This is a genomic window from Georgenia sp. Marseille-Q6866, assembly GCF_965111665.1.
The window spans coordinates 198,582-211,890 of sequence record NZ_CBCOOR010000004.1 but is presented as its reverse complement, the minus strand read 5'-3'; the positions used below and the strand labels follow the sequence as shown (position 1 = coordinate 211,890).

13 protein-coding genes are annotated in these 13,309 nt (G+C 73.3%); 3 read left to right on the top strand and 10 right to left on the bottom strand.

The features are described 5' to 3' along the window. Positions 1 to 20: 20 nt before the first annotated feature. Together ACWPXV_RS05525 and ACWPXV_RS05520 are read right to left on the bottom strand one after the other, a co-directional pair. Positions 21 to 608, bottom strand: coding sequence for a GNAT family N-acetyltransferase (locus tag ACWPXV_RS05525; protein ID WP_454084294.1), 588 nt, complete (start codon positions 606 to 608; stop codon positions 21 to 23). Between the two features lie 76 nt (positions 609 to 684). Then, positions 685 to 1,194, bottom strand: a complete 510-nt coding sequence (locus ACWPXV_RS05520; RefSeq protein ID WP_454084293.1) for a metallophosphoesterase family protein — start codon at positions 1,192 to 1,194, stop codon at positions 685 to 687. A gap of 248 nt (positions 1,195 to 1,442) precedes the next feature. On the opposite strand from ACWPXV_RS05520, the gene ACWPXV_RS05515 reads away from it, so the two are divergent. Continuing rightward, entirely contained in the window at positions 1,443 to 1,973 is a 531-nt protein-coding gene (locus ACWPXV_RS05515; protein WP_454084292.1) for a hypothetical protein, read from the top strand. Positions 1,974 to 2,003: 30 nt separating this feature from the next. Here the strand turns inward: ACWPXV_RS05515 and ACWPXV_RS05510 are convergent, their stop codons facing one another. Further along, positions 2,004 to 2,684: a histidine phosphatase family protein gene (locus ACWPXV_RS05510; protein WP_454084291.1), complete on the bottom strand. Its 681-nt coding sequence runs from the start codon at positions 2,682 to 2,684 to the stop codon at positions 2,004 to 2,006. Positions 2,685 to 2,740: 56 nt separating this feature from the next. On the opposite strand from ACWPXV_RS05510, the gene ACWPXV_RS05505 reads away from it, so the two are divergent. Further along, entirely contained in the window at positions 2,741 to 3,175 is a 435-nt protein-coding gene (locus tag ACWPXV_RS05505) for a DUF1801 domain-containing protein (RefSeq protein ID WP_454084290.1), read from the top strand. Positions 3,176 to 3,278: 103 nt separating this feature from the next. On the opposite strand, the gene ACWPXV_RS05500 is transcribed toward ACWPXV_RS05505, so the two are convergent. From ACWPXV_RS05500 to ACWPXV_RS05485, 4 genes are all read right to left on the bottom strand, one after another. Continuing rightward, positions 3,279 to 6,320, bottom strand: a complete 3,042-nt coding sequence (locus tag ACWPXV_RS05500; protein WP_454084289.1) for a bifunctional [glutamine synthetase] adenylyltransferase/[glutamine synthetase]-adenylyl-L-tyrosine phosphorylase — start codon at positions 6,318 to 6,320, stop codon at positions 3,279 to 3,281. A gap of 6 nt (positions 6,321 to 6,326) precedes the next feature. After that, the gene (gene glnA, locus ACWPXV_RS05495) at positions 6,327 to 7,664 is read right to left on the bottom strand and encodes a type I glutamate--ammonia ligase (protein WP_454084288.1); all 1,338 of its coding nucleotides are present in this window, start codon (positions 7,662 to 7,664) and stop codon (positions 6,327 to 6,329) included. 102 nt (positions 7,665 to 7,766) lie between these two features. Continuing rightward, positions 7,767 to 8,708 (bottom strand): 5'-3' exonuclease, encoded by a 942-nt coding sequence (locus ACWPXV_RS05490; protein WP_454084287.1) that lies wholly within the window; start codon positions 8,706 to 8,708, stop codon positions 7,767 to 7,769. Positions 8,709 to 8,726: 18 nt separating this feature from the next. Beyond that, positions 8,727 to 9,089, bottom strand: a complete 363-nt coding sequence (locus tag ACWPXV_RS05485) for a hypothetical protein (protein ID WP_454084286.1) — start codon at positions 9,087 to 9,089, stop codon at positions 8,727 to 8,729. A 93-nt stretch (positions 9,090 to 9,182) separates the two neighbouring features. Here ACWPXV_RS05485 and ACWPXV_RS05480 point away from each other — a divergent pair, with 93 nt between their 5' ends. Then, on the top strand, positions 9,183 to 9,623 hold the full coding sequence (locus ACWPXV_RS05480; protein WP_454084285.1) for an acyl-CoA thioesterase: 441 nt from the start codon (positions 9,183 to 9,185) through the stop codon (positions 9,621 to 9,623). A 90-nt stretch (positions 9,624 to 9,713) separates the two neighbouring features. On the opposite strand, the gene ACWPXV_RS05475 is transcribed toward ACWPXV_RS05480, so the two are convergent. The 3 genes from ACWPXV_RS05475 to ACWPXV_RS05465 all read right to left on the bottom strand — a co-directional run bounded on the left by ACWPXV_RS05475 (position 9,714) and on the right by ACWPXV_RS05465 (position 13,294). Next, positions 9,714 to 10,727, bottom strand: a complete 1,014-nt coding sequence (locus tag ACWPXV_RS05475) for a PHP domain-containing protein (RefSeq protein WP_454084284.1) — start codon at positions 10,725 to 10,727, stop codon at positions 9,714 to 9,716. Positions 10,728 to 10,767: 40 nt separating this feature from the next. Beyond that, entirely contained in the window at positions 10,768 to 11,421 is a 654-nt protein-coding gene (locus ACWPXV_RS05470) for an META domain-containing protein (protein ID WP_454084283.1), read from the bottom strand. Between the two features lie 232 nt (positions 11,422 to 11,653). Next, positions 11,654 to 13,294, bottom strand: a complete 1,641-nt coding sequence (locus tag ACWPXV_RS05465; protein WP_454084282.1) for a RecQ family ATP-dependent DNA helicase — start codon at positions 13,292 to 13,294, stop codon at positions 11,654 to 11,656. Between the last annotated feature and the right edge of the window lie 15 nt (positions 13,295 to 13,309).

Sequence of the window (13,309 nt, the reverse complement as noted above, 5' to 3'; positions counted from 1 at the left end):
GGTGCCGGGGGCTGCGGCGTTCACCGGGTGGCCGCCTCCCACTCCTCGGCGAGGACGGCGTAGACGAGGGAGTCGAGCCACTCCCCCGAGCGGTGGAGCGAGTCACGGACGGTGTACGCCTCGCGGCGCATGCCCACCCGTTCCATGAGCCGCCACGACGGATCGTTCGCGGCGAAGCAGTTGGCGACGGCGCGGCGCACGCCGAGCTCGGTGAAGCTGTAGCGCAGCAGCTCCCGGACGGCCTCCGTGCCGTAGCCGCGGCCGCGGTGGGCGGGGTCGAGGACCCAGCCGACCTCGACCTCCGTCCCGGCCGCGAGGTGGGCGACGTCCGTCTGCGCCCAGCCGTCCGTGCGCCGCAGCATGAGGTCGCCGACGACCTCCCCGCCGCCGTCGTGCCCGAGCTCGACGAGGAGGGTGAGGCCGAGCCGGCCCGGGTCGGTGAAGTGCTCACGGTGCCCGGCGAGGGTGGTCTGGCGGCTGGTGAGCCAGGCGTTTGCCTCGTCTAGCCGGCGGTAGCGCCAGGTGAGCTCGGCGTCCTCGGGGACGGCCGCGCGCAGCGTGAGGCGCTCGGTGTGCAGCGGGTGCTCGGGCAGGGCGATGGCGGTCATGGTGCTCCGTGCGGGCGTGGGTGCGTGCCGCCGCAGCCTATGCGGACTGCCGACGTCCCGGGCACGGGGCCGTATCTCAGGCGGCGTTCGCTCCCGGCGGCAGGCGGTGGAGCTCGACGTCCCGCACCTCGCCGGCCGCGAGCGTGAGTGTCATGTACGTGCAGTGCGGCTGGCGGCGCCGGTCGGTGGGCGAGCCGGGGTTGAGCAGGCGCAGCCCGCCTGCCGCCCCGTCCCACGGGATGTGGCTGTGGCCGAAGACGAGCAGGTCCGTGTCCGGGTAGGCGGCGCGCATCCGCTCGTCGCGGCCGCGGGACTGCCCCGTCTCGTGGACGACGGCGATGCGCACCCCCTCGACCTCGGCTCGCGCGACCTCGGGGAGACGACGGCGCAGCTCGGCACCGTCGTTGTTGCCCCAGCAGGCGAGGAGCGCAGCAGTGCGGTCCTCGAGCTCGTCGAGGAGCTCGGGCACCACCCAGTCCCCCGCGTGGACGACGAGGTCCGCCGCCTCGACCTCCTGCCACACCTGCTCCGGCAGCTGCTTCGCGCGCGTGGGGAGGTGGGTGTCGGCGAGAAGGAGGACGCGCATGGCGACCACCGTGCCACGGTCACTGTGACACCGCGCCCCGTCGAGACAACGCCCCTGCGCGAAAGGCTGCCCGCACGGGTCCGTGGTCACGGTGGCCCGGTCACTACCGTCGGGTCGACACGAATAGGGGGGCGACAGTGGCAGGTCGACGGGACCACGACAACGACGCGATATCTCCGCCTGTGCCCAGGGCGAGTTCGCGTGCTCCGACGACGGGTCACCCTGCAGGCCTCCTCCCGCCGCACAGCGTGGTCACCCTCGCTGCCCTCCAGCGTGCATCTGGCAACCGGGCCGTGGTGCGCAGCCTGGCTCGCTCTGCGTCGCCACATGGCGTCATCGTTCAGCGGTACAAAAGAGAAGAGGTCAAGGGCCAGGGCGGCTACTTCATCAGGGGCAACGCCCAGGTCCACCTCCATCTCGGCATCGGCGCCAAGAGCCACCTCAAGATCGAGGGCAAGTTCTACAACGTCAACGCGGGCACGGAACTCGACGTGGCGCGTATGAAGAGCGCTCTGGAGAACCTTCTCGCGTTCCGCGAGAGCATCGCGAACGACAGGGGCAGGAAGCGGAAGTACGCCACAGCGATCCAGGACTGCATCGAGTGGTTTCGGGACAACGGTGTGGTCCCCGCTGAGCCGGTGCCGACGCCGGTCGCCAGCGGAGGTGGCGGCAAGGAGGAGAAGAAGGACCCCGACAACCCCGGAGGGGGCTACGACGACTTCTTCGCCCCGGAGAAGATGAGCGCCAACCGGCCCGTCGGCGACGACGACTTCATGTAGCCGGGGTGGTCATGCGTGCCTCCCGGTGCGTCAGGACTCGGACGGAACCGCCTCGGCAGGGGCGGGGTCGGCGGCGGGGCCGTCGTGGGCGGCGTCGCTCACGCGCTCCCCGCCGAGGGGCTCCCCCTCCCACAGCTCGGCCCACCAGCCCTCGCGCGGGCTGCCCTCGAGGACGACGGCGCCGGTGTTGCTGATCGGGTGGTAGGCGGCGTGCTCGCCGGTGACGTTCTCCGCCCGCGCAGCCGTCCACGAGCGGATGACGGCGCCGTGGCTGAACATCACCGCCGTCCCGACGCCCGCGGCGTGCGCCTCGACGACGACCTCGTCGAAGCGCTCCCACACCTCGTGCCCGTTCTCGCCGCCCGGGACCCGGCGGAGCGGGTCGTCGGCCCAGCTGAAGATCGTGCCGACGTAGGCGCGGATCGACGCCTCGTCCCCGAGCATCTCGAGCTCGCCCGCCTTGATCTCGCGGATGCCGTCGCGCACCCGAAGGTCGAGTCCGCGCTCGGCGAGGAGCGGCGCGGCGGTCTGCTGGGTGCGGACCAGGGTGGAGGCGTAGACGGCGCCTATGTCCTCGTCAGCCAGGCTGCGCGGGACGGCGGCGGCCTGCTGCCGGCCGAGCTCGGTGAGGGCGGCGCCGGGTTCGGCCGTGTCGAGGAGGTCCGCGACGTTCGAGCTGGTCTGGCCGTGGCGGATGAGGATGAGGCGCATTCGTCCATCATCGCCCAGGCGGTCAGGCGCCGGTCAACCGGGCGTAGGTTGGAGAGATGAGCCAGTCCATGCGCCCGACCGACGTGTCCGTCGACGAGTTCATCGCCGCGAACGACCCCGACGGCTCACTCGCCACGCTCGACGGCGTCATCACCGCAGCCCTGCCCGGCGCCACCCGCGTGCTGTGGCAGGGCGTGATGTGGGGCGGCACCGACCAGTCGATCATCGGGTACGGCGCCACCGTCCAGCCCCGCCCGCGAGGCGCGGATGTCGAGTGGTTCCTCGTGGGGCTGGCGCGGCAGTCGACGTACCTCAGCCTCTACGTCAACGCCGCCGAGGACGGCCAGTACCTCGCCAAGCCCTACGGCAAGCGGCTCGGGAGGACGAAGGTGGGGTCGGCGAGCATCTCCTTCGCGTCGGCCGACGCCATCGACCTCGCAGTGCTCGACGAGATGGTCCGCCACGCCGGACGCGTCATGGAGTGGTGCTGAGGCCCGAGCGGTTGGGTGACCCTCGGGCGGGATCCAGCTCTCGGCGGTAGGTCGGCTGCCGGTAACAAGTCAGCTGTCGGCGCGGAGAGGGGCGGGGCGAGGGCTAGTCGAAGAAGATGCGCTCGACGACGGCGCGGGCGCGGCGGGTGGCGCGGAGGTAGTCCTCCTCGAGCTCGGCGGTCTCGCCGGGGCCGTAGCCGAGAAGGCGGGCGACGGCGGTGAGCTGACCCGGGTCGTGCGGCAGGACGTCGATCTTCGCGCCGGTGACCCGGCCGGTGGCCAGCGCGATCCCGGCGCGCAGCCGTGAGGCGAGCGTCCACGCGGTGACGAGCAGCGCGCAGTCCTCCTCCCCCAGCAGCCCCGCGTCCCGCGCCGCGGTGAGCGCCTCGACCGTGCGCGGCGTCCGCAGCTCGGGCACTCGGCCGGCGTGCTGCAGCTGGAGGAGCTGAGCGGTCCACTCGACGTCGGACAGCCCCCCGCGCCCGAGCTTGAGCTGCCGGCTGGCGGGGACGCCGCGCGGCATCCGCTCGGACTCGACCCGGGCCTTGACGCGCCGCAGCTCCCGCAGGGCGCGGTCGTCCAGGCCGTCGGCCGGGTAGCGGTAGCGGTCGATGAGCGCACCGAAGCGCTCGAGCAGCCCCTCGTCGCCGGCCACCGGCCGGGCCCGCAGCAGCGCCTGCTGCTCCCACGGCTCGGCCCAGCGCTCGTAGTACTGGGCGTAGGACGCGAGCGAGCGGACCATCGGCCCGTTGCGCCCCTCGGGCCGCAGCGCGGAGTCGACGGGGAGCGGGAGCTCCGCGCCGGGGTCGCCGAGCAGGGCGCGCACGTGCCCGGCGACGGCGACGGCGAACTCCTGGGCGACGTCGTCGTCCTCGCCCACCGGCTCGTGGACGAACAGGACGTCGGCGTCGGAGCCGTACCCCATCTCCTGCCCGCCCAGGCGGCCCATCGCGATGATCCCGAAGCGGACCGGCGGCTGCGCCAGGCCGCGCTGCTCGGAGGCGAGCCTCATGGCGACCTCGAGCGTCGTCGTCAGCGCCTGGTCGGCCGCGACCGACAGGACGGTGCGGTCCCGCTCGTCGCCCACGCCGTCGAGCGCGTCCCCGACGGCGCCGCGCAGCAGCTCGCGGCGGCGCAGGTAGCGCACGGCGCGCACCGCCTCCTCCGGGTCGGGGCGACGGCGGACGAGGGCAGCGGCCTCGCGCGCCAGCTGCTCCGGCGTGCGGGGACGCAGTGCCTCGTCCTCCCCGAGCCAGGCCGCGGCCTCGGGCAGCGCCTCGAGCCCCTCGGAGACGTACCGGCTCGTCGCCAGGAGATAGCTCAGCCGGGGCGCGGCCACGCCGGAGTCGCGGAGCATCTGGAGGTACCAGTGGGTGCTGCCGAGCGCCTCGGAGACCTTGCGGAAGGCGAGCAGCCCGCCGTCGGGGTCCGCGCCGCGCGCGAACATGCCGAGCATGGCGGGCAGGATCTGGCGCTGGATCGCGGCGGTGCGGGAGACGCCCGACGTCAACGAGTCGAGGTGCCGCACGGCCCCGGCGGGGTCGCGGTAGCCGATCGCCGCGAGCCGCTCCTGGACCGCCTCGGGGCTCAGGCGGGCGTCCTCGGGGCTGAGCTTGGCGATGAGCGGCAGCATCGGCCGGTAGAAGATGTCCTCGTGGAGGTCGCGGACCTCCCGGCGCACGGCGCGCAGCCGCTGCTCGAGAGTCTCCGCGCTGCGCGTTCCGTCGCCGGGCAGCGCCCGCGCCAGGCGCCGCAGGTCCGCCTCGCCGCTGGGGATGACGTGCGTGCGACGCAGCCGGTACAGCTGCATCCGGTGCTCGAGGACGCGCAGGTAGCGGTAGCACTCGTCGAGCCGCTCGGCCGGGTCGCGGCCGATGTACCCGGTCTCGGCGAGGCGGGCGATGGCGTCGAGCGTGCCCGCGGTCCTGATGGCCTCCTCGGTGCGGCCGTGGACGAGCTGGAGGAGCTGGACGGTGAACTCGACGTCCCGCAGTCCCCCGCGCCCGAGCTTGAGCTGCCGCTCCGCCTCGGCGACCGGGATGGTGTCCTCGACGCGGCGGCGCATCGCCTGGGAGTCCTCGACGAAGTTCTCCCGGCCCACTGCCGACCACACGAAGGGCTCGACCGCGGCGACGTACTCCGCTCCCAGCGCGGCGTCCCCGGCCACCGGCCGGGCCTTGAGCAGCGCCTGGAACTCCCAGGTCTTGGCCCAGCGCTCGTAGTACGCGACGTGGGAGGCGACGGTCCGCACGAGCGGGCCGTCCTTGCCCTCCGGGCGCAGGTTCGCGTCCACCGGCCACAGCGGCGGCTCGGTCCCGACGGCGCCGCTCACGTTCTTCGCCAGCGCGCCCGCGAGGCGGGTGGCGACGGCGGTGGCCTCGTCCTCGTCGGTGCCCTCCGCGGGCGCGACGACGTAGACGACGTCGACGTCGGAGATGTAGTTGAGCTCGCGGCCACCGGTCTTGCCCATGCCGATGACGGTCAGGCGGGTGCCGCGGCCGTGGTCGGGCAGGTCGGCGCGGGCGACGGCGAGGGCGGCCTCGAGGGCAGCCGCCGCGAGGTCCGACAGGGCCGCGGCCACCGCGGGGAAGGCACCGAGCGGGTCGGGGCTGGTGAGGTCCGCGGCGGCCACCTCGAGGAGCCGGCGGCGGTAGCAGCGGCGCAGTGCCTCGACCCCGGCGGTGCCGGTGACCGTGGCGACGGGTGCGGCGTCGAACGGGTCGGCGCCGACCGCCTCCAGCGCGCGTTCCCGCTCGTCCTGCGGGGTGAGGTCGAGGACGCCGTCGGCGTGCTCGTCACTGAGGAGGGCGGCGTCGGCGGGGCGGGCGACGAGCATGTCGCCCAGCGCGCTCGAGGAGCCGAGGACGGCGAGGAGCCGACGTCGGTGCCCACCGTCGGAGGCGAGCACCGCCGCGAGGTCCGGTGCGCCGTCGTCGCCCTGCGCCGCCTCGAGCAGACGGACCAGGGTGAGGAGCGCGAGGTCCGGGTCGGCCACCCGCCCGAGCGCGACGGTCAGCGGCGCGCCGCCGTCCTCCGCGCGGGCGAGGGGCGCGGCGAGGACCGGCTCGTCGAGGAGCCCCGCCGCCCGGCGCGGATCGGTGAAGCCGAGCCGGAGCAGCTCCTGGGTGGGCGTGGGGGCGCGCACGGCGGGTCAGATGCCGGGCAGCAGGCTACGCAGCTCGTAGGGCGTGACCTGGGAGCGGTACTCGGTCCACTCCTGGCGCTTGTTGCGGACGAAGAACTCGAAGACGTCCTCCCCGAGTGTCTCGGCGACGAGCTCGGAGGACTCCATGACCTCCAGCGCCTGCTCGAGGCTTCCGGGCAGCGGCTTGATGCCCATGGCCTTGCGCTCGACGTCCGACAGCGCCCACACGTTGTCCTCGGCGCCGTCGGGCAGCTCGTAGCCCTCCTCGATTCCCTTGAGGCCGGCGGCGATGAGCATGGCGAAGGCGAGGTACGGGTTGGCGGCGGAGTCCAGCGCGCGGTACTCGGCGCGGGTGGAGGGGCCCTTGTCCGGCTTGTGCATGGGCACGCGGACGAGCGCGGACCGGTTGTTGTGGCCCCAGCACACGTAGCTGGGTGCCTCTCCCCCGCCCCACAGGCGCTTGTAGGAGTTGACGTACTGGTTGGTGACGGCGGTGATCTCGGCGGCGTGGTGGAGCAGCCCGGCGATGAACGAGCGGCCGGTCGAGGACAGCTGGTACTGCCCGGCCGGGTCGTAGAAGGCGTTGGCGTCCCCCTCGAAGAGGGAGAAGTGCGTGTGCATGCCGGAGCCGGGCGCCTCGATGAGGGGCTTGGGCATGAAGGTGGCCATGATGCCCTGCTGGAGGGCGACCTCCTTGACCACGGTGCGGAAGGTCATGATGTTGTCCGCAGTGGACAGGGCGTCCGCGTAGCGCAGGTCGATCTCGTTCTGCCCCGGGCCGGCCTCGTGGTGGGAGTACTCCACCGAGATGCCCATGGACTCGAGCAGCGTGATGGTGTCGCGCCGGAAGTCGTGGGCGGTGCCGCGGGCGACGTGGTCGAAGTAGCCGGCCGTGTCGATCGGGACGAGGGGCGCGTCAGGGCTCTGGCGCTGCTCGAAGAGGTAGAACTCGATCTCGGGGTGGGTGTAGCAGGTGAAGCCGGCGTCCTTGGCGCGCTCGAGCGTGCGCTTGAGGACGTTGCGGGGGTCGGAGCGGGCGGGCTCGCCGTCGGGGGTGAGGATGTCGCAGAACATCCGCGCGACGCCGTTCTCGTCCCCGCGCCACGGCAGCAGCTGGAAGGTCGACGGGTCCGGCTTGGCCAGCATGTCGGCCTCGTACACGCGGGTGAGGCCCTCGATGGAGCTGCCGTCGAAGCCGATGCCCTCGGAGAAGGCCGCCTCGATCTCGGCCGGCGCGATCGCCACGGACTTCAGCACGCCGAGCACGTCGGTGAACCACAGCCGGATGAACCGGATGTCACGCTCCTCGATCGCCCGGAGCACGTACTCCTGCTGCCTGTCCATCGGCGGCTTCCTCTCGTCGTCGCGTTCCTGCCACCCTCTGCGCCGAGAGTACAGTTCCCGGCCGACATCCCCGGTCAGCGGTCACCCGCTGACCGCGCTGCGTCAGGACGCCGCGGCGCACGCGTCCACGAGGCGCCTGAGCGGGGACTCCAGGCCCCACCGCTCGGCCAGCTCGAGGAGCGCGTCCCCGTCCGCAGGGACGTCGCCCAGCTCCCCGCGGCCCTCGGCGAGAGGGGCGTCACGGGCGACCTGGACGACGGTCGGGGCGACGGCGAGGTAGTCCGCCCCCGCCAGGATGCGCTTGCGCTGGGTGGCGGTGAGCGAGGAGCCGGAGTCGTTCGCCGCCTCGATGATCCCGGCGAGCGTGCCGTGCTGGGCGAGGAGCGACGCGGCCGTCTTCTCCCCGATGCCCGCGACGCCTGGCAGACCGTCGCTGGGGTCCCCGCGCAGGGTGGCCATGTCGGCGTAGGCCTGTCCGCGGTCGACCCCGTACTTTTCCCGCAGCCACGCCTCGTCGATGCGCTGCGGCTCCTTCTGCCCGCGCATCGGGTAGAGGACCGTGACGGCCGCGTCGTCGTCGACGAGCTGGAACAGGTCCCGGTCCCCCGTCATGACGAGCACCTCGGGAGCGCGGTCGGCGGCCGCCACCTCGCGGGCGACGAGCGTGCCGATGACGTCGTCGGCCTCGTAGCCGGGCGAGCCGAGACGCGGGATCCCGACGGCGGAGAGCACGTCGACGATGATCGGCACCTGAGCGGTGAGCAGCTCGGGGACCTCCTCGCCGCCGTCGTCGGAGAGCCGGTGCTCCTTGTAGGAGGGGATGGCCGCGACGCGGAAGGCCGGGCGCCAGTCGTCGTCCCAGCACGCGATGACGCGCGAGGGCCGGTGCGCCTCCACGAGCCGGGAGATCGCGTCGAGGAAGCCGCGCACGGCGTTGATCGGCGTCCCGTCCGGGGCGGTCATCGTGTCCGGCAGGGCGAAGAACGCCCGGAAGTACATGGAGGCGGAGTCGAGAAGAAGCAGCGGTCCCGGCTGGTCACTCATGCGGTGATCCTTGCAGGCTCAGTCGAGCGGGGTGTCGACCACGCCGACGAAGCGACTGCCGATGCCGACGATCTCTTCACGTCCGTGGCCGGGGAGGGGAGGCGGCAGGTCGCCGGGCCGATGGTCGTCGCAGCTGATGTGGGTGAACCTCGGCCACCACTTCTTCGGCCGGGACTTCTCGGTATACCCGCAGACGGTGCACACGAGGTCGACCCACACGGCCTTGCCGGTCCGGTTGGCGCGGGACTGGACCAGCCACGGTGGCGGGTTGTCCTCGATCTCACGCAGCTGACCGGCGGTGAGCTTCGGGGGCAGGCCGTGCCGGGTGGCCATCTCCACGGGGATGTCCAGGCGTTGGGCAGCGTCGCGTCGGGTGATCATCACCCGCCACGATAGTCGGGGCGCCGTGCGCCGTGGCGGGTCGCACGCCGCCCCCGCCGGGTTTAGGCCGGTTTGCGGACCTAACCTGGACTCATGCACTCCGACGACATCAACTTCCACACCCGCAAGTGGATCCGGCCCGAGGACCTCAACGCCAACGGCACCCTCTTCGGTGGCAGCCTGCTGCGGTGGATCGACGAGGAGGCCGCGATCTACGCGATGATCCAGCTCGGCAACGAGCGCGTGGTCACGAAGTACATGTCGGAGATCAACTTCCTCAGCTCGGCCACGCAGGGTGACATCGTCGAGATGGGCCTGCGGGCCACCCGCTTCGGGCGGACCTCGCTGACGATGCGGGCCGAGGTGCGCAACCTCTTCACCCGCCACAGCATCCTCACGATCGACTCGATCGTCTTCGTCAACCTCGGTGAGGACGGCCGCCCCACCCCTCACGGCCAGTCGTCCATCACCTTCGAGCGCGACCGCATCCCCGAGCGCCTGCGCCCGGACGTCCACGAACCGCGTCCCCGCTGAGCCGGCACCTGTGGGCAGCGGCTCCGTCCACAGGTCCGGGAAGAAGTCAGCGCTCGGCGGGAGAGGGTGGGGGTGAGGGGCGGCGGGTGCCTACCGGTTGGTCCAGGTGAGGAGATCGTCGAGGGGCAGCGCGTTGACGATGCGGTCGCGCGGGACCTGCGCCTCGGCGGCGCGCGCGCAGCCGTGGTCGAGGAACTCCAGCTGACCCGGCGCGTGGGCGTCGGTGTCGATCGCCACCAGGCAGCCGAGGTCGACGACGAGCTCGAGGAGCCGCATGGGCGGGTCGAGCCGCTCCGGGCGTGAGTTGAGCTCGACGGCGACGTCGTTGTCCCGGCACGCACCGAAGACCGCCTCCGCGTCGAACTCCGACTCCGGCCGGGTGCCGCGACCGCCGGTGACGAGTCGCCCGGTGCAGTGCCCCAGGACGTCGACGAGCGGGTGCTCGACGGCGGCGACCATCCGCCGGGTCATCGCGCGGCTGTCCATCCGGAGCTTGGAGTGGACGCTGGCGACGACGACGTCGAGGCGGGCGAGCAGCTCCGGCTCCTGGTCGAGCTCGCCGTCGTCGAGGATGTCGACCTCGATGCCGGTGAGGATCCGGAAGGGCGCGAGCTCGGCATTGAGCGCGTCGACGACGTCGAGCTGCTCACGCAGCCGCTCGGGCGACAGCCCGCGCGCGACCGTGAGCCGCGGGGAGTGGTCGGTGAGCGCGAGGTAGTCGTGCCCGAGCTCGACGGCGGCCCGGGCCATGTCGATGATCGGGGTGCCGCCGTCGGACCACTCGGAGTGGGAGTGCAGGTCCCCGCGCAGCCAGCCGCGGACCTCCTCCCCGCCCTCGGCGAGTGGCGTACCCGCCCGCTCCTCCAGCGCCGTGAGGTAGTCGGGCACCTGCCCGCGCGCGGCCTCCATCGCGACGCCGGCCGTCCGCTGCCCCACGTCGGGCAGCTCGGTGAGCGTCCCGGTGGCGAGGCGCCGCTCCAGCTCCTGCGGGTCGAGGTCCTCCAGGCGCCGCGCCGCCTTACGGAACGCGGTGGCACGCCGGGCTTCCGCGCGCTCGCGCTCCATGAGGTAGGCCACGCGCTTGAGTGCCGCTACTGGGTCCATCCGGGGAGGCTACGACGGCGCAGCACGCCATGCTCGGGGGTCACCCGCGCACGAGGCGGCCGAGCTCGGCACCGTCCGAGCCGAGGAGCACGAGCTCGGCACCGTCGACGACGGCGTGGGAGGCACCACCGACCCAGGCGCCCACGGGCGCTCCGGGGCAGCCGATGAGGGTCATCGGTCCGGACAGCGCGAGCAGCCGCCCCTCCGAGACGGTCCACCGGCCGCCCTGCCCGTTGCAGCCGTCGCTGCCGCCCCAGGTCCCGTCGTCCTCGAAGACGACGTATGGCTCAGTCTCGACCGCCGGACCGGCCGGCACCCACCTGCCGAGGAGGTGGTCGGCGCTCGCCGCCCGGGCGCCGTCCGGGAGCTCCGGGACGGCCAGCGCTGCCCGCACGTCGTCCGTGACCTCCGGCGGCTGCGCGTACCACTCGGCCACGGTGGCGACAGGCTCGGGAGCGCCGTCGACCGCGAGGGTGGCCACCACCGCGCCGTCGTCGTCCTCGAGCTGCCAGCCGTCCTCGGAGACCCGGTAGCCGTGGGCGCCGACGAGCCAGTCCGGCGAGATGTCGTCGACCGGCTGGCCGCTGAAACCGTCCACCGCGGCGAGGATCGTCCGTCCGTCAGCGGTCCAGCTGCCCGACAGCACCGTCGGCCCGCGCCACAGGACGAGCCCGCCCCGTCGAGCCGCAGCCACGTGTCGCGGGCCTCTCCCGCACCGCTGACCCGCCACAGTCCGACGAGGTCGACCGGGTCCGCCCAGTCGTCCTCACCGCCCTGCGGTGCCGGTCGCTCCGCGCACCCGCCGAGGAGGAGCAGCGCCACCGCTGCGGCCAGGAGTACGCGCGCACTCACCAGGACCTCCTCACGTCGTCGTCCGTTTAGTCAAGCACGGGCGCGGGCGGGAGAACGGCGAACCGTCGGCAGCGTCAGTCGGCTGCGGTGCGCAGCAGCCCCTGCTCCTCCACCACCTGCTTGGACAGGGTCTTGTACCCCTCGTCGGGGAAGAACACGGTGAGCCGGTCGTCCTCCGTGTTCATCACCGTGCCGCGACCCCACTGCTCGTGGACCACCTCGTCCTGCATGCCCGGTCCGTCGCCCGCGGCGGCCGCGTCCTCGGCGGCGCGCTCCTGGGCGGTACCGGCCGCGCAGGTGTCGCAGTTCTCGCAGGGGCCGGGGTAGTCCTCGCCGAAGTAGCCGAGGAGGAACTCGCGGCGGCAGGACAGGGTCTCGGCGTAGCCGCGCATCATCTCCACGCGGGAGCGCTCGACCCGCTGGCGGGACTCGGTCTGCTCCTCGGCGAGGGCGACGACCTCCCCCGCGCGCTGCTTGCCGCGCGCGACGATCCCGCGCCGCGTCTGGCGGACGGCGCCGACCTCCTGGAGGAGGTTGACGGCGGCGGTCACCCGCCGGGGCGGCAGCTCCAGCGCGTTGCGCAGCGCTGTCGCGCCCAGCGGCCGGTCGGCACGGCGGACCGCACCGAGTACCGCGCGCAGGTCCTCCTCGCGGACGCTCGCCGTCGCGAAGAATGACCGTAGCCCGAGGTCCTCGGGGCGGTAGTGGAGCACCGCCAGCGCGGGGTCGCCGTCGCGGCCGGCGCGGCCGACCTCCTGGTAGTAGCTGTCGAGGGAACCGGGCGGGTCGGCGTGCAGGACGAAGCGGACGTCGGCCTTGTCGATGCCCATGCCGAAGGCGGATGTCGCGACGACGACGTCGAGCCGGCCCGCGGAGAAGTCCTCGTGGACCTGCTCGCGCACCTGGGCGCGCAGCCCCGCGTGGTAGGCGGCGGCGCGCAGCCCGCGCTCGCTGAGCTCGGCAGCGAGGTCCTCGGTGTCCTTGCGGCGCCCGGCGTACACGAGGCCCGGACCCGGCAGCGTAGCGGCGTCCTCGAGCAGCGCCCGGCGCTTGCGTCCGGCGTCGACGTGCCGCACCACCCGCAGCTCGAGGTTGGGCCGGTCGAAGCCGCGGGTGATGAGCAGCGGGTCGCGCAGGCCCAGGCGCCGGGCGATGTCGTCGCGGACGGGAGGCGCCGCCGTCGCCGTGAGGGCGACGACGGGCGGGCGGCCAAGCCGGTCGATCGCGTGCCCCAGGCGCAGGTAGTCGGGGCGGAAGTCGTGGCCCCAGGCGGAGACGCAGTGCGCCTCGTCGACGACGACGAGCGAGGGCTCGACCTGCGCCAGCCGCTCGACGACGTCGTCCTTGGCCAGCTGCTCCGGGGACAGGAAGAAGTACTCCGCCGCCCCCGCCGTCACGGCCCGCCACGCCTCCTTGCGCTCCGCGGCCGGCAACGCGGAGTTGAGGGCGACGGCGTCGGGTGCCTCGGGCGCGTCGGTGATGCCGGCGATCTGGTCGCCCTGGAGGGCGATGAGCGGGGAGACGACGATGGTCGCCCCCGGCAGGACGACGCCCGTCACCTGGTAGATGGCGGACTTGCCGTAGCCCGTGGGCATGATCGCGAGGACGTCACGCCCGGCGACGACACCCTCGATCGCCTCGAGCTGCCCGCCGCGCAGGTCGTCCCAGCCGAACTGGTCCCGTGCGATCACCTGCAGCTCGTCGCGTGTCGTCATCCCCCAACGGTCCGG

What these genes read in the sequence shown, in the direction of transcription:
- ACWPXV_RS05525 (WP_454084294.1), bottom strand. Translation starts at nt 608, where the DNA reads ATGACCGCCATCGCCCTGCCCGAGCACCCGCTGCACACCGAGCGCCTC.
- ACWPXV_RS05520 (WP_454084293.1), bottom strand. Translation starts at nt 1,194, where the DNA reads ATGCGCGTCCTCCTTCTCGCCGACACCCACCTCCCCACGCGCGCGAAG.
- ACWPXV_RS05510 (WP_454084291.1), bottom strand. Translation starts at nt 2,684, where the DNA reads ATGCGCCTCATCCTCATCCGCCACGGCCAGACCAGCTCGAACGTCGCG.
- ACWPXV_RS05505 (WP_454084290.1), top strand. Translation starts at nt 2,741, where the DNA reads ATGAGCCAGTCCATGCGCCCGACCGACGTGTCCGTCGACGAGTTCATC.
- glnA (WP_454084288.1), bottom strand. Translation starts at nt 7,664, where the DNA reads ATGGACAGGCAGCAGGAGTACGTGCTCCGGGCGATCGAGGAGCGTGAC.
- ACWPXV_RS05490 (WP_454084287.1), bottom strand. Translation starts at nt 8,708, where the DNA reads ATGAGTGACCAGCCGGGACCGCTGCTTCTTCTCGACTCCGCCTCCATG.
- ACWPXV_RS05485 (WP_454084286.1), bottom strand. Translation starts at nt 9,089, where the DNA reads ATGATCACCCGACGCGACGCTGCCCAACGCCTGGACATCCCCGTGGAG.
- ACWPXV_RS05480 (WP_454084285.1), top strand. Translation starts at nt 9,183, where the DNA reads ATGCACTCCGACGACATCAACTTCCACACCCGCAAGTGGATCCGGCCC.
- ACWPXV_RS05475 (WP_454084284.1), bottom strand. Translation starts at nt 10,727, where the DNA reads ATGGACCCAGTAGCGGCACTCAAGCGCGTGGCCTACCTCATGGAGCGC.
- ACWPXV_RS05465 (WP_454084282.1), bottom strand. Translation starts at nt 13,294, where the DNA reads ATGACGACACGCGACGAGCTGCAGGTGATCGCACGGGACCAGTTCGGC.